This is a genomic window from Thalassospira sp. ABL2_045, assembly GCF_056161285.1.
The window spans coordinates 85,099-103,178 of sequence record NZ_JBSWYV010000002.1 but is presented as its reverse complement, the minus strand read 5'-3'; the positions used below and the strand labels follow the sequence as shown (position 1 = coordinate 103,178).

Annotated in this window: 15 protein-coding genes, 1 pseudogene and 1 riboswitch; of the genes and pseudogenes, 9 read left to right on the top strand and 7 right to left on the bottom strand. The window is 54.3% G+C overall.

What is annotated here, in order from left to right; all coding sequences use genetic code 11:
• Positions 1-209: 209 nt before the first annotated feature.
• From ACXAIA_RS04565 to amrB, 4 genes are all read right to left on the bottom strand, one after another.
• Positions 210-2,285, bottom strand: coding sequence for a methyl-accepting chemotaxis protein (locus tag ACXAIA_RS04565; protein WP_475348319.1), 2,076 nt, complete (start codon positions 2,283-2,285; stop codon positions 210-212).
• Between the two features lie 381 nt (positions 2,286-2,666).
• Complete coding sequence (cysQ, locus tag ACXAIA_RS04560; protein WP_475348318.1) at positions 2,667-3,485, bottom strand: 3'(2'),5'-bisphosphate nucleotidase CysQ; 819 nt, start codon at positions 3,483-3,485, stop codon at positions 2,667-2,669.
• Positions 3,486-3,579: 94 nt separating this feature from the next.
• The gene (locus tag ACXAIA_RS04555) at positions 3,580-3,975 is read right to left on the bottom strand and encodes a DUF2750 domain-containing protein (protein ID WP_475348317.1); all 396 of its coding nucleotides are present in this window, start codon (positions 3,973-3,975) and stop codon (positions 3,580-3,582) included.
• 5 nt (positions 3,976-3,980) lie between these two features.
• Positions 3,981-5,450, bottom strand: a complete 1,470-nt coding sequence (amrB, locus tag ACXAIA_RS04550) for an AmmeMemoRadiSam system protein B (RefSeq protein WP_475348316.1) — start codon at positions 5,448-5,450, stop codon at positions 3,981-3,983.
• A 110-nt stretch (positions 5,451-5,560) separates the two neighbouring features.
• On the opposite strand from amrB, the gene ACXAIA_RS04545 reads away from it, so the two are divergent.
• The 3 genes from ACXAIA_RS04545 (at position 5,561) to ACXAIA_RS04535 (ending at position 8,198) form a co-directional block, all read left to right on the top strand.
• Complete coding sequence (locus ACXAIA_RS04545; protein ID WP_475348315.1) at positions 5,561-6,412, top strand: hypothetical protein; 852 nt, start codon at positions 5,561-5,563, stop codon at positions 6,410-6,412.
• Between the two features lie 27 nt (positions 6,413-6,439).
• Positions 6,440-7,522 carry an AmmeMemoRadiSam system radical SAM enzyme gene (gene amrS / locus ACXAIA_RS04540; RefSeq protein WP_475348314.1) on the top strand — a complete coding sequence of 361 codons (1,083 nt, stop codon included), beginning with the start codon at positions 6,440-6,442 and terminating at the stop codon, positions 7,520-7,522.
• A 211-nt stretch (positions 7,523-7,733) separates the two neighbouring features.
• Positions 7,734-8,198, top strand: coding sequence for an N-acetyltransferase family protein (locus ACXAIA_RS04535; RefSeq protein ID WP_475348313.1), 465 nt, complete (start codon positions 7,734-7,736; stop codon positions 8,196-8,198).
• Positions 8,199-8,209: 11 nt separating this feature from the next.
• On the opposite strand, the gene ACXAIA_RS04530 is transcribed toward ACXAIA_RS04535, so the two are convergent.
• Positions 8,210-8,464, bottom strand: a complete 255-nt coding sequence (locus ACXAIA_RS04530) for a DUF2798 domain-containing protein (RefSeq protein ID WP_475348312.1) — start codon at positions 8,462-8,464, stop codon at positions 8,210-8,212.
• Positions 8,465-8,743: 279 nt separating this feature from the next.
• Here ACXAIA_RS04530 and ACXAIA_RS04525 point away from each other — a divergent pair, with 279 nt between their 5' ends.
• From ACXAIA_RS04525 to ACXAIA_RS04500, 6 genes and pseudogenes are all read left to right on the top strand, one after another.
• Positions 8,744-10,213 (top strand): leucyl aminopeptidase, encoded by a 1,470-nt coding sequence (locus ACXAIA_RS04525; RefSeq protein WP_475348311.1) that lies wholly within the window; start codon positions 8,744-8,746, stop codon positions 10,211-10,213.
• An 87-nt stretch (positions 10,214-10,300) separates the two neighbouring features.
• Complete coding sequence (locus ACXAIA_RS04520; RefSeq protein ID WP_475348310.1) at positions 10,301-10,756, top strand: DNA polymerase III subunit chi; 456 nt, start codon at positions 10,301-10,303, stop codon at positions 10,754-10,756.
• 142 nt (positions 10,757-10,898) lie between these two features.
• Positions 10,899-10,976: riboswitch (SAM riboswitch) on the top strand.
• Positions 10,977-11,041: 65 nt separating this feature from the next.
• Positions 11,042-11,770 (top strand): annotated as a pseudogene (locus ACXAIA_RS04515) (methionine ABC transporter ATP-binding protein); the annotation flags it as partial.
• An 81-nt stretch (positions 11,771-11,851) separates the two neighbouring features.
• On the top strand, positions 11,852-12,511 hold the full coding sequence (locus ACXAIA_RS04510) for a methionine ABC transporter permease (protein WP_475348309.1): 660 nt from the start codon (positions 11,852-11,854) through the stop codon (positions 12,509-12,511).
• Positions 12,512-12,599: 88 nt separating this feature from the next.
• Entirely contained in the window at positions 12,600-13,400 is an 801-nt protein-coding gene (locus ACXAIA_RS04505) for a MetQ/NlpA family ABC transporter substrate-binding protein (protein WP_475348308.1), read from the top strand.
• A 526-nt stretch (positions 13,401-13,926) separates the two neighbouring features.
• Complete coding sequence (locus ACXAIA_RS04500; RefSeq protein ID WP_475348307.1) at positions 13,927-15,888, top strand: diguanylate cyclase domain-containing protein; 1,962 nt, start codon at positions 13,927-13,929, stop codon at positions 15,886-15,888.
• Positions 15,889-15,973: 85 nt separating this feature from the next.
• Here ACXAIA_RS04500 and ACXAIA_RS04495 read toward each other — a convergent pair whose 3' ends face one another.
• On the bottom strand, positions 15,974-16,282 hold the full coding sequence (locus ACXAIA_RS04495; protein WP_475348306.1) for a HigA family addiction module antitoxin: 309 nt from the start codon (positions 16,280-16,282) through the stop codon (positions 15,974-15,976).
• A 125-nt stretch (positions 16,283-16,407) separates the two neighbouring features.
• Positions 16,408-18,069, bottom strand: a complete 1,662-nt coding sequence (locus ACXAIA_RS04490; protein WP_475348305.1) for an MACPF domain-containing protein — start codon at positions 18,067-18,069, stop codon at positions 16,408-16,410.
• Between the last annotated feature and the right edge of the window lie 11 nt (positions 18,070-18,080).

Here is an 18,080-nt window from a genome sequence, read left to right as displayed (position 1 = left end):
CGCCATCGACAAGCTGCTGATGCGGCTTTGAAATTCAGTTCAAGCGCGCTGTCGCGAAATGAATTTCGTCATTGATGATGTGTCTTGTGGTCGGTGTGATTGACAAGAAAAAATGGGCAGCGCTGTGATGCACTGCCCATTTTTTGTGAGATCTTGTGCGAAACGGCCCGACGGGTCGGTCCCCTCCGTCTAGATCAGATCAAACCAGATCAGATGCCTCTGACGCGCGACAGGAAGTCTTCAACCTCACGGCCCAGTTCATCGGCCTGGCTTGAAAGCTCTGCAGATGCTTTCAGCACCTCATCCGACATTTGCCGTGTATCGCGTGCCATTTCGGTTACCGAGGCAATATTGTCCGAGACTTCCGACGTGCCGGTGGCGGCATGCTGGACATTTCGGGCAATTTCCTGGGTTGCCGATGATTGTTCCTCGGTGGCTGCGGCAATTGCCGAAATTGCCTCGTTGATCGCGTGGATCTTGGTGCCGATCCCGGTGATCGCATCAACACACAAACCAACGGCCGTTTGCATGCCGCCAATCTGGCCCGAGATTTCCTCGGTTGCCTTGTGCGTTTGAGTGGCAAGGGTTTTGACCTCGTTGGCAACCACGGCAAAACCTTTGCCGGCATCACCGGCACGGGCGGCCTCAATCGTTGCGTTCAACGCCAGAAGGTTGGTCTGCGATGCGATGTTCTGGATCAGCTCAACAACTTCGCCAATCTTGTCTGCGGCTTCGCGAAGTTCCGCAAACGACTGGTTGGTTTGTTCAACTTCATCCACCGCATCGTTGGCCATACGCGATGATCCGTTGATTTGCTGGTTAACCTCAATGATCGACGCACTGAGTTCCTCGGATGCTGCTGCAACGGTTTGCACATTGCCCGATGCTTCGCCCGATGCCGTGGCAACCACTTGGGTGCGTTGATCGGTGTTTTCCGCAATGGACGATAGTTGTTCGGCATTGCCGTGCATATCACCCGATGCGTGGCGCACCGCTGTCACAATGCGTGCGGAGCCCTGTTCAAAGGCACTGACGGCCTCGGACAGTTGCTTCCCTTTTTCAATCTGCTCTTGCTGGGCTTTTTGTTGTGCTGCACGCAGTTCTTCGGTCTGCAACGCATTTTTACGCAGCTCTTCAAGGGCACTAGCAAGACGACCCAGTTCATCGGGCGCGCCGGTTTCTGTCACCTCGGTTTTGTAGTCTGCTTGCGAAAGACGTTCGACATCAACCATCAGGCTGCCAATCGGGGTTGAGAAACGCCGAAGAACAGATGCAATCGCAAATGCCGAAAGAGCCAGGGCAAGGAGAAGGCAAATGATCACCACAACCAATGCAATCGCGGCGGATACTTTTTTGTCCTCGGCACCCAGAACGGCTTCTTTCATGGCGGTTTGACCGACGGCAACAATCTGATCAAACGGGCCATTACAAAGTGCGGTATAGTCCGCCGCGGCCATTGCCGGTGCCGCACCACCATTCAAACCTGCTTGCAGGTCATTCAGCTTTACTTGCGTTGATTGCGTTGCTTCTTCCGCCACTTGAACCGCATTTAGCAGCGCCTGGGGAATGCCCGGTCGGGCCATAACGTCATCAATTTCCCGCCACATAAGCTGATAACCACCTTTGCGCTGGTTCCAACTGGCAAAGGCCTCAGCGGTAAGGGGCTCATTGTTTGATACATATGGACGCAAAAGCGAACATTGGCTGCCGAACCTGTCGCGTACCATCCATGAAGCACGTCGAACCTGGATCATCTCGCCAACAAACGGATCAAGCAGCCGAACATCATTCCCGACTGCAAGCGATACGTCCAAAATGGTGTTAACCACGGCCCGTACCGAATTTGACCATTCCTTGACCTCGGGCACGCTGCGTTGGTCTCTGGGAAGTTTCGTCAGGGCATCAATTTTTGCTTCCTGACTGTTCTGTTCCGCCCATGCCGCCTGAAGATTGGCGATATGTTCTTCAACGCCATCAATCTCGACATTTTCAAGGGCCGCCATCGCGGTGTCGAAACTCTCATCAGCAATGGCGCGCGTTTCGGCAAAGGCCGCTGTCGGGTTGTCTTGCGATACCAGTGCGGTCTGTGTCTTGGAAATCTGTTGCCTTACGCCAAGAACGGCGGAAAAGAGCGACTGATCTGCGCGGGTTGCATTCAAAATTTCAGATGCGTTGTCCGAGCTTTGCCAGCTGATAAACGCGAGAACGCCCGTCACACTGACAAAGCCGATCAGCAAAAGGCTTTGTAGCGATATGATGAGGCGAGATATCGAAGTCCGGAACATATACGTTAAGTCTCCCAAAATGGGTCTATTGCTGTCCAATTGCATAGTATTTTTGGCGATATACAAATTTGTGCCGTCCAACCTGATTTCAAGAAGGAGACTGAAATAACTCAATTTTTTTGGAAATAACGCGCCGGGCAGTCTAAAAATCAGACACAAAGGCATAATCGATCACGCCTTGCAGACGGGCGTTGATCGTGCCGTGAGCCGTACTGTCGGCGAAATTTGGAAACAATGAGGGGGCGAGCCCCGGTGTTTTGTGTTCGGGGTTCGGGGGGCTCGGGCCTTGTTCGAAGGCGCCTCGTTGTGAGGCGTCGTTCCTGGTCTTAACTTCTGGCCCAGTCTTAACTTCAGGCCCAGTCTTTCCTTCTGGCCTGGTCTTTAATTCTGATAGGTGACCGGCACGCTTGGGCTGCGTGCGATGAAGAACGGGTTGCGGAAATCGGCCTTGCCATAAAGGAATCGGGATCCGTCCATATTTTCAACCACACCGCCTGCGGCTTTCAAGACCGCATGCCCCGCCCCGATATCCCATTCCATGGTCGGGCCAAGACGCGGATAAAGATCGGCTTCACCCGCTGCGACCAGACAAAGCTTGAGCGAGCTTCCCGCCGGGCGCATTTCCTTGACCGCAAGATCACCCAGAAACGCTTTCATTGCCTCCGGATCGCCGTGCGAGCGTGATCCGACCACGACCACGCCGTCTTCGGGCATGTCACGCACTGAAATGGCGGTGGTTTTCGGCTCCATGACATCGCCCTCAATCAGCTTCGCGCCATCCGGACCGCCGTAATAAAGCTTGTCGATGGCCGGGGCATAAACCACGCCCAGAACCGGTTTTCCCTTGGCAATCAGGGCCACATTGACGGTGAATTCACCATTGCGCTTGATAAATTCCTTGGTGCCGTCCAACGGATCCACCAGCCAGAAAAAGTCGGTTTCCCCGTTCACATCGGGCACATCGCCCTTGGCGGCACTTTCCTCGGACACGATTTTAACATCGGGGGTGAGTGCGCGAAGCCCCGGCAGGATCACGGCTTCTGCCGCGTCATCGGCCTCGGTCACGGGGCTTGCGTCATCCTTGGAGCGCACTTCGAAATCGGTCTTATAGATTTCCATCATCGCGGCCCCCGCCTTGCGGGCGATTTCAATCAGGCCGTTTTCAAGGGCATCGGCATCAGCGGGCAGGGCAACGGTCATGGCTCTCTCGTCTCTCGGGAAAAGTTATCTGTCCCTCGGGAATAGGGAATTTTGCCCGCAAGGTCCAGCCTGGCTTTGGAAACAGTGAGTCTTTTCAGCTTTGCTTGCCAAACCGCTCGGCCATGACGTCCTTGAGCGCTGCCATCAGATCATCGCTCAGCTGATCAAGGCTGATAACAATCGCGAGCTTTCCCGGGGTGGGGCAGATGCCCGCCATGATATCTTCCGCCCGCCACTGCACCATCAGGCTTTCCATCAACTCGACAAGCGTGATCGCGGTGGGGACATGGTCGCTTTGAATGCTGGCCTCAAAGCTTTTGGCTTCCTTGCGCATGGCAAAGATCGGGCAGTATTTTTGCCCGCTATCCGTCGTTTGCAGCAACCAGCCATTATGATAGAGCGCCCAAACCCCTTCCCATTCCGCAACCTCGCGGATGAAATCGGCGTAGCGCGTATCATTTTGCCCATTCTCGGGGGTGCTGCTTGCCATGGCGTTTAATCCTGCTGATCCCAAAAGCCGCTCGAGGAAACATCCCGTGAGGATATCCCGCGCGTAATAAACCGCTCTGCGCGCATATTGGGCGACCAATGATCCATCGCAAGCCCCGCCTTGCGCTTAAGATGCGCCAGAAAGTCTTTCGGATCGGGCAGTTGATCCCAAACCTGCGGCAGGAACAAACCCCGCCGATTGCCATCCGCCAGAATGATCCCGTCCTCAAACGGCGTCAGCTTGGCGACAAAATCCGCCTCATCGGCAAAGCCAAACGGGTGGGGCGGCGACAGCACCGATATCGAAAGCTCCAGATCATCATTGATCTCTTCGCGTGACAATCCGGCAAAGCGCGGATCGCGAAACGCCGCCTTGAACGCATTCTCGCACAGATCAGTCGCAAGCGGCGCATGCGCCATGATCGACCCGATGCAACCACGTAACTGCCCGGCTTTCTTGAGCGTTACAAAACACGCTCCGGGTGCGGCAAGTGCTGGGCCAAATTCATTTGGCGAAACCAAAAGCGGCGCGCCGGTCTCAAGCCCATGCAAGATCGATTGCCGACAAAGGCCCAGCATTTCGGCCCCGTGCGTCTGGATCAGATGTTCGGTCGCCTTGGTAAAATCATCCTCGCCATCGTCCCGCATCCCCGATGCCTTTCCGTCATAAAGCGCCCAGGCGCCATAGCCGACAACGCGCGACTTATCCCCCGTCACATCGCCGGAATTGCGCATGCCAAGCGTCTTGATCCGCATGCCGCGATTGCGTGCGGCCATCAGCATCCCGGCGACCGGCAACGCGCCACAGGCATCGCTGGTGTCGATGTTTTCGGCATCGAAATTCTCGATCATCGTCCGCGTGCGGTTATCCATCTTTTGCGCGGTGTCATAATCATGGAAATGCGACAGGTCGGACGAAATCACGATCAATGTTTCCGGCCCGCCCCAAAGCTTCTCGATCACTTCATGCACTTGCCGTGGGCTGCACCGGCTGACCAGAAGCGGCACAATGCCGATATCAGCATCCTCGCCAAACAGGCGCTGGATAAACGGCAATTCGATCTCAAGCCCGTGCTCAAGCGTATGCGCCGCGTCAAGCATCTGAACATGCGGCAACGCCAACGCCTTTTGCAGTGCCGGCAGGTCACAGCGCATATTGCCAAGCGGGGTGGCAAACTGATCAGCCCGCGCCAGCGCAATCCCCTGAAACGCCATCCGGTGTGCCGGGCCAATAATCACAATGCGTTTGATGGTATCCTTCAATGCCCGCACCGTGGCAAAGCCAAGCGCCGCCAGACTGCCCGAAAACATCAGACCCGCATGCGGCACAATGATCGCCTTGGGCGGTGTGGCTTCTTGCTGCGCAGCGTTCGACTGCAAAGCTGCACCCATCAGCCCGTCAATCTCGCTGCGCAAGAGATCGGCATCGGCCGGATAAAACGTCCCGGCAACAGCAGGCGGGCGGATGATGGTCATTTACACTTCCAGTCAATTAAATCATGACGATAAAGTTAGATGAGCCTTGTAATATTAAGGTTTATAACTTCAGGTTGTCGCTGCCTAGTCACTCAAATAGGGGGAGCCGGATGAAAATCAACACCGTTTCAGAAGTATCGGTTGTTACATCAGCAATGACACTGGTTTTTTCAGTACTCCATGAATGGTCGTACTTTAGTTTCTTAGGTAACGATATGTTCGGCCTGATTTCGGTTTCTGATTTCTTCAGCATGGTGCTGTCTTGGCTACCAGCAACCTTACTGCTTGCGTTGAGTATAATTGCATACGAGTTCTCTGCGCGGGTTATTGCAATTTCTGCTGCAGAGTCGTTCTCAAAGAAAATAAAAAAAGTAGAAGGTGGCTTTAAAGAAAAGTCGATTAATAAATTCAATGCTATTGTGGGTGGATTGTTTGAGGGGGACGTGCCAAAGGGAATCTTGATTCCGTTCATTATTATTTTTGGGATTTTGGTTTTTATTTACCCAGATCCCAAAATAATGGTTGTTGGAATAACGTTCTCACTAGGGTGGCTGATGTTTTTAAAAAGGATTTTTGAAAGCCCCCTATTCTCAGAGATATTCACAATGCGAGTCCAAACTGTGATTGTCTGTATTCCTATAGTGGTTGTCTTAGTTGCTTCGCATGGCGCGTGGATGGCAGAGAAGGATCTTGCAGCAAAAAGTGGGAACTACACCATTTCATTCAATAATTCTTCTGAAGAGAGTGGGGTTCTACTGCTCAGATCAATTGAGAAGGGCGTTTTAATAAGATTTCCTGATGAAGAGCGCATAGGTTTCTACCCTTGGGAGAAAATATCATCAATAGATGCATCCCGAGTGCTCAGGTTGGACGAGCGATTATGGTTTTGCAAATTTGCGGGATCTCTCTGCGATAACAAAGATGTTCTCAACAAAAATCAAAGCCAATCGAGCTATCTCTAGAGTGCAATTGCTGAAAGGTGGCTCGTTATGACCCAAGGTGCCGTCCCGGCCCGCTACTGGCACCATCTTGAGGATGGCCGCATTCAGTGCGATGTCTGTCCGCGCTTTTGCAAGCTAAACGACGGGCAGCGGGGCTTGTGTTTTGTCCGCGCGCGCCAAGGCGATCAGATGGTGCTGACGACGTGGGGCCGATCCTCGGGATTTTGTATTGATCCGATCGAGAAAAAGCCGCTCAATCACTTTTTGCCCGGGACCCCGATCCTGTCCTTTGGCACGGCGGGCTGTAACCTGACCTGCAAGTTCTGCCAGAATTACGAAATCTCCAAAGCGCGCGAGATGGACAAGCTTTCCTCGCTCGCGACCCCGGAAATGATCGCCAAAACTGCCAAGGCTTATGGCTGCTCCGCGGTTGCGTTCACCTATAATGATCCGGTGATCTTTCTCGAATATGCCGTTGATGTCGCGATTGCCTGCCGCGAAATGGGCCTGCGCACCGTGGCGGTGACGGCGGGCTATATTGGTGATGAGGCCCGCGTGGAATTTTTCCGCCACATGGATGCCGCCAATATCGATCTAAAGGGCTTTACGGATCGCTTTTATCATCAGCTGTGCTCGGCGCATCTCGATGACGTGTTGGAAACGCTTAAATATCTCCGCCACGAAACCGGTGTCTGGGTGGAGCTGACCAATCTTGTGATCCCGGGCGAGAATGATGGCGACGCCGAATTCCATGAAATGACGTCATGGGTCCATGATGAACTCGGCCCCGATGTGCCGATGCATTTTTCGGCCTTCCATCCCGACTGGAAAATGATGGACACCCCGCGCACCCCGCCCGAAACACTGGTGCGCGCACGCAAGATCGCCATGCAAAACGGTATCCGCTACGCCTATGTCGGCAACGTCCATGACAAATCCCATAGCAGCACCTTCTGCCATGGCTGTGGCGAGATCCTGATTGGCCGTGACTGGTATCAGCTATCGGACTGGAACCTTGATGCCCATGGCGCATGCAAAAGCTGCGGCACCCATTGCGCCGGTGTGTTTCAGGCCCAACCGGGCCAGTGGGGCCCGAAACGCCTGCCGGTGCGGCTTAAAGAAACCACCTGACCCCCTGCCGTCATTCCGGGCGGAGCGGAGCGCAGACCCGGAATCCATTGCGCGGTAGTGCCGGAATGGATCCCCGCCTGCGCGGGGATGACGCTGGTTAAGGTTCGGGTGCGGGCAACGACCTGACGATTTCGCTGGCACTCTCGCGCCATATCGCTACATTGCCGCCCAGTTTGATGTGGTTGGCAAGAAAGCAGACACAGTGGCCGGGATGAAAATTCGCAAAGCACGATTGGGCGATGTCGGGGCAATTTTTGCCATCCGAAGCCGCGTGCGCGAAAACCATCTCTCGGCGTCTGAGCTGGCCGAACGCGGCATTACCAAGGCGGCCTTTGGCAAATGGCTTGATCAGGGCTATGGCATCTGGCTTGCCGATCTGGATGGTTCCGCCGCCGGGTTCGCCATTGCCATCCCCGGTGAAGCCACCCTGTGGGCACTGTTTGTCGATCCGGAATTTGAAGGGCGCGGGGTCGGCGCGGCACTCTTGCGCACCGCTGAAGACTGGCTGTTTGCCAAGGGATGTAATGACATCTCGCTGACCACCGGGGCCAACCCCGATAACCGCGCGCACGGCTTTTATGAAAGCCATGGCTGGCATAGCACGGGCGATGTCGAAAACGACGAGGTGGAATATATCAAATCCAACCCGTCGCTTTCGCTGTTTGATTTTGGCTGATGAACCGTGGCTCAGGCGGCCTGCGTGCGGCTGTCGGGTTTGACGATCCGTTTCAGGATCTTGCGCACCAGGGGGGCGACAACCAGCACACCCGGGAACGCAATCGCCCAGGACGACACATAAGCCCCCATCCACAATTCAAAAAACTTCGACCAGTCGGAAATCGCGATCGATGTCGCGATGCCCGAAATCAGAAAGGACTGGATGCCCGAAAGCAAAAAGGCAAAGGCAACAGGCTCCAGACGGCGGGGAATAAAAGGCTGCATGGGGTCTTCTTCCGATAATGCGAATAATATACCATAAAATTATGATGTAATGTTTTTGTTCGCAAGTCTCTGCGCAATGTCAATTTGCCCAACACCAAATATCATGACCAAGATCGTAAGAAAGATCAGCTGTCTTCGGTATGGTCGCCAGCCATCACGTTCTTTTTCAACGATAAGCCTTTTCAACCGCGTTTAACGCGCTAGATTAGGAGCATCAATTTGTTTGCAGTTGCTTGATCAAGGGCTGCGCCCCGAAACATGACAGGAGTCCTGTTCACCATGAAGATCACGTTTTCCGATCTCGCCATTCCGAAAAGCGGTGCGGTTATCGCCTTTGCGACCGAAGGTGCCGATCTGATGCCCAGTGCCGTTGCACTTGATGAGGCAACCGGTGGTGCGATCACCAAGGCGATCAAGGCGTCGACCTTCAAGGGTAAATCGGGCCAGAGCCTGCAGGTGCTGGCACCGGCCAATGTCGATCTGTCGCGCGTGATCATTTTCGGGATCGGCAAGGAAGCCGAATTTGACGTGATTGCCGCGCAGAAACTCGGCGGCTCTGTCACCACGCGTGCCATCTCGACCGGCGAGAAGGAGCTTTCCGTTCTCTTTGACATGGAAGGTCTGGCGTCTGATTTCGCAACCGGTGCGATGCTGCGCGATTATCGTTTCGACAAATATCGCACCACTGAAACCAAGGAAGACAAGCCGGTTCTCAAGGCGCTGAAGATTTCAGCCCACGATCACAAGGACGCCAAGAAGCAGTTTGATTCTGCCAAAAAGGTCGTCGAAGGCGTGTTCTTCACCCGCGATCTGGTGTCCGAGCCGGCCAACGTTCTTCATCCCGAAAGCTTCACCAAGGAAGTCAAAGCCCTTGAAAAGCTGGGTGTGGAAATTGAGGTCCTTGACGAAAAGGAAATGAAAAAGCTTGGCATGGGCGCGCTTCTGGGCGTTGCCATGGGGTCGGCCCAGAAACCGGCCATGGTTGTCATGCGCTGGAACGGCGGCAAGAAAAAGGACGCACCCGTCGCCTTCGTTGGCAAGGGTGTGACCTTTGATACCGGTGGTATCTCGCTCAAACCCGCCGCCGGCATGGAAGACATGAAGTTCGATATGGGCGGGGCCGGTGTGGTTTCCGGCCTGATGAAGGCGCTTGCGGGTCGCAAGGCGAAATGCAACGTGATCGGTGTGATTGGTCTGGTTGAAAACATGCCGTCATCGACCGCACAGCGTCCGGGCGATGTCGTGACCTCCATGTCCGGTCAGACGATTGAAGTCATCAATACCGACGCCGAAGGCCGTCTGGTTCTCTGTGATGCCCTGACCTATGTGCAGGAAAAACATGATCCGCGTTTGATCGTTGATCTGGCAACCCTGACCGGGGCGGTTATCATTGCGCTTGGCCATGAAAATGCCGGTCTGTTTGCCAACAATGATGATCTGGCGACCCAGATCAGCACGGCCGGTCTTTCGGTTGATGAAACCGTCTGGCGTCTGCCGCTGGGATCTGGCTATGACAAGCAGCTTAAATCCGACATTGCCGACATGAAAAATGTCGGCGGTCGTGCGGCGGGCTCGATCACGGCTGCCCAGTTCCTCAAGCGCTTTATCACCAAGGATCGCCCATGGGCGCATCTTGATATCGCCGCCATGGCCTGGTCAACGTCCGACAAGGAAGTCACGCCGAAGGGCGCGACCGGCTTTGGCGTGCGTCTGCTTGATCGCTTTGTTGCCGATAACTACGAAAACTAAGCCCGCGCGCACCGCGCTGGGATGGAATTTGTGGGGCAGGGTGTTGATCACCTTGCCCCATTTTCATGTTCGGGATAAAACCGCCTTATGGCTGATATCTGGTTTTACCATCTCACCAGCATGCCGCTGGAACGGGCCTTGCCCACATTGCTCTCCAAAACGCTGGAGCGCGAAAAGCGTGCCGTGGTGATGACCGGCAATGACCAACGGATCGAGGCCATCAATACCCTGCTTTGGACCTATGACCCGGCAAGCTGGTTGCCCCATGGGTCGAAATCCGATGGCGACGCCGAAATGCAGCCGGTCTGGCTGACCGACGAGGATGAAAATCCCAACGGGGCCCAATTCCTGTTCCTGGCCGACCGCGCCATGAGCGAGAAGGTCAGCGAGTATGAACGCGTCATCATGCTGTTTGATGACCGCGACCGCGATGCGGTGGCAGAAGCCCGTACGCGCTGGAAAGACTGGAAAGACGCCGGACACAAACTGTCCTACTGGCAACAAACCCCGCAAGGCGCGTGGGAGAAAAAGGCCGAAAGCTGATTGCGTTTTGGTTGCTTGCTGGACAGCGCGTCACTCTCATTAAACACATAAAACTCTGTAATATATGGCGATTTCATATATGCCATGCGTAGATTGCATGATTTTACCTGTTGAAGAATGACGTCTAGTCAGATACACAGGACTCATTGATCGCGCCGATTTGCTCCTCAGCTTGCGGGCGCGTTAAAAATGCGGCTAAAGCGAGAGGGCGTATATGCTCCGTATGTACGACCGCCTCGGTTAAGCCGCGGCGGTTTTTTTGTATCTACGGAAAGGTTGAGACCCATGATCCGGCTCTCGAACGTCCATAAAACTTATGCGGCCCGGCGTGGCAGCGACGAACATATCGCATTGCGCGGCATCAATCTCGATATTGCAGCAGGCGAAATCGTTGGCGTCATTGGCCGTTCCGGCGCGGGCAAATCCACGCTGATCCGCTGCATCAACCTGCTTGAACACCCGACATCCGGGACGGTGACGGTCGATGGCACCAATGTCACGACCCTGTCCAAACGTGATTTGCCGCTGTTCCGCCGTCAGCTTGGCATGGTGTTCCAGCACTTCAACCTTCTGTCTTCGCGCACGGTCTATGACAATATTGCACTGCCGCTTGAACTGGCCGGTGCCAGCAAGGCCGAGATTGCCAAGGCGGTTGATCCGCTGTTGCCGCTTGTGGGCTTGGAAGAAAAGCGCGACCGCTATCCGGCTGAGCTTTCCGGGGGCCAAAAACAGCGTGTCGGTATTGCACGCGCGCTGTCATCGAACCCCAAGGTTTTGCTTTGTGACGAGGTCACCTCGGCCCTTGATCCGGAAACCACCCGTCAGATCCTGACGCTGCTTAAGGACATCAACAAACGCCTCGGACTGACCATGGTCGTGATCACCCATGAAATGGCGGTGGTCAAAGCGCTCTGTGACCGTGTCGCGGTGATGGATGGCGGTGTAATCGTCGAAGAAGGCGGCGTGGAGGGTATTTTTGCCGATCCCAAGCACGCAACCACGCAGTCCCTTCTGGCCGATGAATTCATGGATTTCCGCGCCGGATCGGACAGCGATAACAACACCGGCGTTGCAGCCGGGCAGGAGGGCTAAGTCATGTTTTCAACCCTTGCACCCATTCTGCTGCAGGCGACCTGGGAAACCATCTATATGGTCGCGGTTTCGCTTGGTATTGCCACCGTGTTTGGCTTGCCGCTGGGCGTGTTGCTGGCGACCTCTGGCCGGGGTGAGCTGTTTGAAGCGCTGTGGTTTCAGCGCCTGTTTGGCCCGCTGGTCAATGCGACGCGTTCCGTGCCCTTCATCATTCTCGCAGTTGCGATCATTCCCTTTACCCGCTTTGTCGTCGGCACCTCGATAGGCACCTCAGCGGCGATTGTGCCGCTGACGGTTGCTGCCATTCCGTTCATTGCCCGGATCATCGAAGGGGCGATGCGCGAAGTGGATGGCGGCTTGATCGAAGCGGCCCAGGCCATGGGGGCCCGCCCGGTGCAGGTCGTGACCAAGGTTCTTCTGCCCGAAGCACTGCCTGGCATCATTCACGGTCTGACCCTGACGGCGGTCACCCTGATTGGCTATTCCGCCATGGTGGGGGCCGTTGGTGCCGGCGGTCTTGGTGATCTTGGTATTCGCTATGGCTATCAGCGCTTCCGCCCGGATGTGATGGCAGCCGTTGTCATCACCCTGATCGTTGTCGTGCAAGCGGTGCAAAGCTTTGGCGACTATCTGGCGCGCAAGGCCGACAAGCGGAATATCTGAGCCTTTCATCGAACAAAATCCGAATGTGAGGGTTGCTCACATTCGCCAAATTCCCGCACAAACCCAAAAGAAAACAAGGAGTTTTACAATGCGGTTTTTCTTTAAACTGACGGCGGCTGCCGTCCTCGCATCGGCCCTGACCGGCCAGGCACTGGCCAATGACGCGATCAAGATCGGCGTCACCCCGGGTGCGCATGAAGAAGTCATGGAAGAAGTCGTCAAGGTGGCTGCCACCAAGGGCCTGGACATCGAACTGGTCAGCTTCTCGGACTATGTTATCCCGAACCAGGCGCTTGATGATGGCGATCTCGATGCCAACAGTTTCCAGCATGTGCCGTATTTGGATAACCAGATCAAGGACCGTGGTTATGAGCTGTCGGTGGTTGGGTACAACATCCTGACCCCGATGGGCATTTATTCCAACAAAATCAAAAGCCTTGATGAGCTGCCCGAAGGTGCCGAAGTCGGCATTCCGAACGATCCGACCAATGGCGGCCGTGCGCTTCTGGTGTTGCAGTCCCATGGTCTGATCAAGGTTGATCCGGCGGTTGGTCTTGTCGTCAGCCCGCTTGACGTCATCGAAAATCCCAAGGATATCAGCTTTGTAGAGCTCGATGCGGCCCAGCTGCCGCGTTCGCTTGATGATCTGGATGCGTCGGCGATTAACACCAACTATGCGCTCGAAGCCGGTCTGAACCCGATCAAGGATTCGATTGCAATCGAAGGCAATGACAGCCCGTATGCCAACGTGATCGTCACCCAGACGGCGCGCAAGGATGAGCCGTGGGTCAAAACGCTGGTTGAATCCTATCACGATGATGCGGTCCGCAAATTCATCGAAACCAAGTATGAAGGCTCGGTCCTGCCGGTATTCAAACTTCCTGAATAATCGGGCCGATTATTCAAAATAAATGAAAAATCCCGTGGGGTTTGCGCCCCGCGGGATTTTTTTATGGCGATGTGCCAAAACCGCGCAAATCAAATTGTATGAGGAATGTGTTCGCCCGGCGTGCACGTCCGGATTTGATCGTGGGATTTTCGGTGGTGTGATTTAGGCGGGGAGGCGTGCCGGGTTTTGGGGCGCAGGTGCCGTGGGTGGTATGACGCAGTCAGATGACGCCAAGGGGACCCTGAAGCATTTTAATAAGACGTATAGGCTAATCTCTTTGCATTTATTGGAATAGTTATAATAAATGAAAATATGATAATAATATGATTTAAAATAATAAAATTTGAAAAATTTCAGGCGGTGTCTTGTAAATGCTGGGAGGAAACGCATGTATGGGATCATACGACCGCATAATATGTGATCTGCTGGCAGCCCGCGCTATGTGCACAGGATCGCATCCTTGCGACGATCAGGGGCCCAAAAACGCGAGAGCCCCAAAGCCCAAGAGCGAAAAGCCAAAAGCACCATGATCAAATTCGGTCATCTGAAATCCTTCCTTGCCTGTTTTGTGCCGCTTAGTGCGGTGTTCCTGCTCGTCATCGGGTTGCTGGCCTGGGAGCGGGCGAATGTCCGGGGCAAGCAGATCGCCGATGACCAATCCTTTGCGCTGGATAAATCGATTGCCATCATGCGCGAGCGCATCAATGTGGTGGTGTCTGATCTGCTGATCCTGTCCGAGAGCACCCAGCTTGACGCGGTCATAGACGGGCGTACCGACAGGGCGCAGCTTGCCAGCGAGTATGAGCTGTTTGCCTTGCGCCGCGGGATTTATGACCAGATCCGCTATCTTGATCATGACGGGCAAGAAGTGGTGCGGGTCAATTACGGCAGTGGCATTCCCTATACCGTGCCCGCGGGTGAATTGCAGAACAAGGCAGACCGATCCTATTTCAAGCTGGCCGCAAGCGCCCCGCGCGGCACGTTTTACATGTCGGGCATTGATCTGAACCGCGAATTTGGCGAGATCGAACAACCGATCAAGCCGGTCATCCGGCTGGCATCCCCGGTCTTTGATCGCCTTGGCGACCGTCAGGGTGTTTTGGTTTTGAACCTGCGCGCAAGTCCGATGCTGGCCGAAGTGATCGGGCCGCTTGAACGCGATGGCGCACATGCCTTTGTCACGGACGAGGAGGGCAACTGGATTATCGGCGGCGAGCCGGGGGAAAACTGGGCCAGCGATCTGATTGGTACACCGGCTCTATTGGCTGATCGATTTGCCCCGGCCTGGGACCGCATGCAAGCGGGCGAAACAAGCTTTGTCACCGATCAGGGCTTTTACACGGTCGCCCGGATTGAGGTATCCGACCTGTTGCTGCGCGGGGATTTCGGACAGAAGATTTCTGTCATTCTGGAAAATGACATTGCCCTGACCAGTCGCCTGAACCTGTTTATCGGCGCGCGCCTGCCGGATGAACAATATCAGGCTTTGCTGAGCCCGGATCGCAACATGCTGACGGTTGTCAGTGTTGCGGTGATCTTGCTGATCGCGATTGGCAGTGCGGCGTATTCCTGGACCCGGCGCCGGCAACTGGTGGCAAGTTTCGGGGCGCGGTTGTCCGAACGTGTGCTCGAAGTGTCGAAAAACAGTGTGGTGATCACGGATCCGGACGGCATCATTCGCAAGGTCAATCCGGGCTTTACCGCCATGACCGGCTATCTGCCCAACGAAGCTGTTGGCAAGCCATTGGCCTTTGTCCGGGCCGAGCGCGAAAACACCGAAGAGCTTGATGATATCCTGATGTCGGCGCGCGCAAGCGGCACCTGGGAGGGCGAGGTGCGCAACCGGCGCAAGGATGGCAAGTTCTTCTATTCCAACGTCGTGATCAGTGCGATTGCCGACCCGGAAGAGGGGGCGGTGCATTATGTCGAAATGGGGCTGGATATCTCGCGCCATATGGAAAATGCGCAAGCGCTTTGGCGTCAGGCCAATCATGATGCCCTGACCGGATTGCCCAACCGTTTGCTGTTTGAAGACCGGCTTGACGTCGCCTGCGGCCACGCCGACAGCGAAGAATACGCCATCGCGCTGCTGTATATCGATCTTGACGGGTTCAAGCCGATCAATGACCAGCATGGTCACGAAGTCGGGGACAAGGTGCTGCGCGTGGTGGGCGAGCGGATCCGCGAAACCGTGCGCCACGACGATACGGTGGCCCGTCTTGGCGGCGACGAGTTTGCCGTCATCGCCGAAGAAGTCGCAAGTCATGAGGAAGCGGACTGGATCGCCCAGAAAATTCAGGTCGCCCTGCAGCGCCCGATGGAATTTGGTGGCCTGACCATCACGGTTGGCACCAGTGTCGGTTACGCGATCTATCCGAAAGACAGCCGCGAAAGTGCCGCCCTGCTGGCCCTGGCGGACGAGCAGATGTATCGCCAGAAACGCTTCCGCAAGGGCGCCGAGAAAAAACAGGCCAACGGATCGCGATAATTCCAGGGCAGAGCAAACAAAAAAGGACAGTCCAATGAGACTGTCCTTTTTGCGTTAGGTCGGGCGGCTTTGGTCGCTGTCAGGCTTATGCCGCAACAGGAGAGGTGACCGGGCGGGCGCGTTCGATCCGCTTGCGGCGATCCGGGATGTTGTGGGCTTCCCATAGATCATTGCGGGTCTGGGTGTTGATCCAGAATTCCGCGCTGTTACCAAAAACACGGGCCAGAATGAGTGCCGTATCAACGGTTATCCGGCGACGGTTGTTGCAAAGCTCGTTCACATGCTTGCGCGGAACGCCCATGGCGTCTGCCAGGGCGGTCTGTGTCAATTCCATCGGCTCCATGAACTCGGTGACGAGCATTTCACCAACGCTGACGGGTTTTCGTGCTGTCATGATCATGAGGTGCCTCATCGATAACTGTGATTGTCAAGATAAAGATCGGCATCATTCCGGGAAAAGGGACCGTCTCATTTCGTGTCCGTGCTCCCCCCCTCCCTTTTTTTTCGCCTTTTCGGTCGTCAATTGAGCGGATGCCACTTTGCGGGGCTGAATGTCATAACTTGAGGGCCGAGTTGGTTAATCAACAGTCCGCAGTTGCCAGACCAACCGACAAAGACCTCGTATGTTTCTTTTTCGGTGTCGATTTTGGGTTCCCAAGTCCCCCCTTCAACACTGTTGGGTGATACTTTCCCGACAACGCGTGAGGTAGATTGGGATGTGTCGTCACCGGTTAACCACATTTCTACTGCAGCTGCGTTGTTGCTCCAGTAAGGGTCTCCGTCTGGAGGGCTGGCGTAACCCTTGAGCTTTGTTACAAAATAACCTGGGGGTATAAAGTCCACAGTGTCAGGGGTCCACGTAATGTTAGGGTCGCCTTTGGCTTGAACAATTTGGTGTTCATCCGTGATTACACTGTCTTTCCACACACCATAGTAGGATTGTAACTCTATGATACAGCCATTTGTTTCTTTGACTTGAGCGCCGGCGAAAACTACGCCGCCTAATATTTGGTTGCGTGAGAAATTAGCGATTATGTTACCTCCGGTGGACGTTCCCGCTATTGCTGTTTTTGATTCGGGTCCGGAAAAGTTTATTGATGGTAGTCCGATTTTAACTATAGATGTGTCCGGCAGAGTTGGCAGGTCATTTGTCGGGTTCTTCGCAATGGCTTCGGCTACTTTCCGAAGGTCTGTCTCGGCAGTATTCGCTTTTTTTATCGCGTCCGTCAGCTTGGAATCCAGAGTGTAGCCATAAGTATCATAAACTTCTTTAACCCGATTTGCGGCAGATTTTAGTGCCACGAGTTTTTGGGAAATTGGCTCACATTCATTCTTGAATAAGTCGTATGAGGCGGTAATCGGACTGAACATGTCTCGTGTTAGTCCCGGGACTTCATAGTAATCATCGCAGGAATAGCCGAGAATGGCATCGCCATGTGGTGCTTGAGGAAGCGTTTCTGTAAGGAATGTTGGTATTTCTCCTTGTTGTGTTGGTAGGGTGATTCCCGGGTATCCAATCAATATTTGAGAAAACTCGTTGAATACGTTTGTTTGTTTTCTGATGGTTTCGATGGTTGCGGTGGTTTTGGCGTCGACTTTTGCCCCGGAGGTGATGCCGCTCGCATTAAGTTCAGCAGCAATCTTGTTTTGCTCTTCGCGGGAAGTAGACTGGAAAACGTATGCCGCAATGTATTGCCCGCCTTTGCTTATTTGCGATACAAACTTGTTTCCATAGTTGTCAAAAAAGTTAATAAGATCTTTTTTGTTTGCGGGAGAGGGCAGAGGAATCACGCCACCGCTAAGTTTTATATTCTTTGCTGAATATCTAGTGGATTTATAAAAGTTTACGAGCACTACAACGCTTTTTTCGGTCAGCTTCAATTCGCTGGCAAACTGAACTTTCGCGCTTAGCGAGGACGTTCCCAACAGGTTCGCCACGGCCAATTCTGCTGATATGTCAATTGACTGTTCGAACTCGGAAATAGACGTCGTTAATTTGTACTCAGCTTTGGTGTCGCTGTTATTCCCGGTTGTTTCTTTACCTTGAACGGCGGCATTTCCTTTCGCCTTTTCAGTGAACGCATCGACACCTTGAAATAAGCGAGAAGGTCCCCAACCCGAATCGCCTAGTTCATCGTCTTGATTCATATCAGTATTTAGATTTGTGTCTTGACTAACCATGAAGCACCTCG

Coding starts and splice junctions, on each gene's coding strand:
- ACXAIA_RS04535 (WP_475348313.1), top strand. CDS start 7,734: ATGAAAATTCGCAAAGCACGATTGGGCGATGTCGGGGCAATTTTTGCC.
- ACXAIA_RS04520 (WP_475348310.1), top strand. CDS start 10,301: ATGGCTGATATCTGGTTTTACCATCTCACCAGCATGCCGCTGGAACGG.
- amrS (WP_475348314.1), top strand. CDS start 6,440: ATGACCCAAGGTGCCGTCCCGGCCCGCTACTGGCACCATCTTGAGGAT.
- ACXAIA_RS04500 (WP_475348307.1), top strand. CDS start 13,927: ATGATCAAATTCGGTCATCTGAAATCCTTCCTTGCCTGTTTTGTGCCG.
- ACXAIA_RS04565 (WP_475348319.1), bottom strand. CDS start 2,285: ATGTTCCGGACTTCGATATCTCGCCTCATCATATCGCTACAAAGCCTT.
- ACXAIA_RS04490 (WP_475348305.1), bottom strand. CDS start 18,069: ATGGTTAGTCAAGACACAAATCTAAATACTGATATGAATCAAGACGAT.
- ACXAIA_RS04525 (WP_475348311.1), top strand. CDS start 8,744: ATGAAGATCACGTTTTCCGATCTCGCCATTCCGAAAAGCGGTGCGGTT.
- ACXAIA_RS04495 (WP_475348306.1), bottom strand. CDS start 16,282: ATGACAGCACGAAAACCCGTCAGCGTTGGTGAAATGCTCGTCACCGAG.
- ACXAIA_RS04510 (WP_475348309.1), top strand. CDS start 11,852: ATGTTTTCAACCCTTGCACCCATTCTGCTGCAGGCGACCTGGGAAACC.
- ACXAIA_RS04545 (WP_475348315.1), top strand. CDS start 5,561: ATGAAAATCAACACCGTTTCAGAAGTATCGGTTGTTACATCAGCAATG.
- ACXAIA_RS04555 (WP_475348317.1), bottom strand. CDS start 3,975: ATGGCAAGCAGCACCCCCGAGAATGGGCAAAATGATACGCGCTACGCC.
- cysQ (WP_475348318.1), bottom strand. CDS start 3,485: ATGACCGTTGCCCTGCCCGCTGATGCCGATGCCCTTGAAAACGGCCTG.
- amrB (WP_475348316.1), bottom strand. CDS start 5,450: ATGACCATCATCCGCCCGCCTGCTGTTGCCGGGACGTTTTATCCGGCC.
- ACXAIA_RS04530 (WP_475348312.1), bottom strand. CDS start 8,464: ATGCAGCCTTTTATTCCCCGCCGTCTGGAGCCTGTTGCCTTTGCCTTT.
- ACXAIA_RS04505 (WP_475348308.1), top strand. CDS start 12,600: ATGCGGTTTTTCTTTAAACTGACGGCGGCTGCCGTCCTCGCATCGGCC.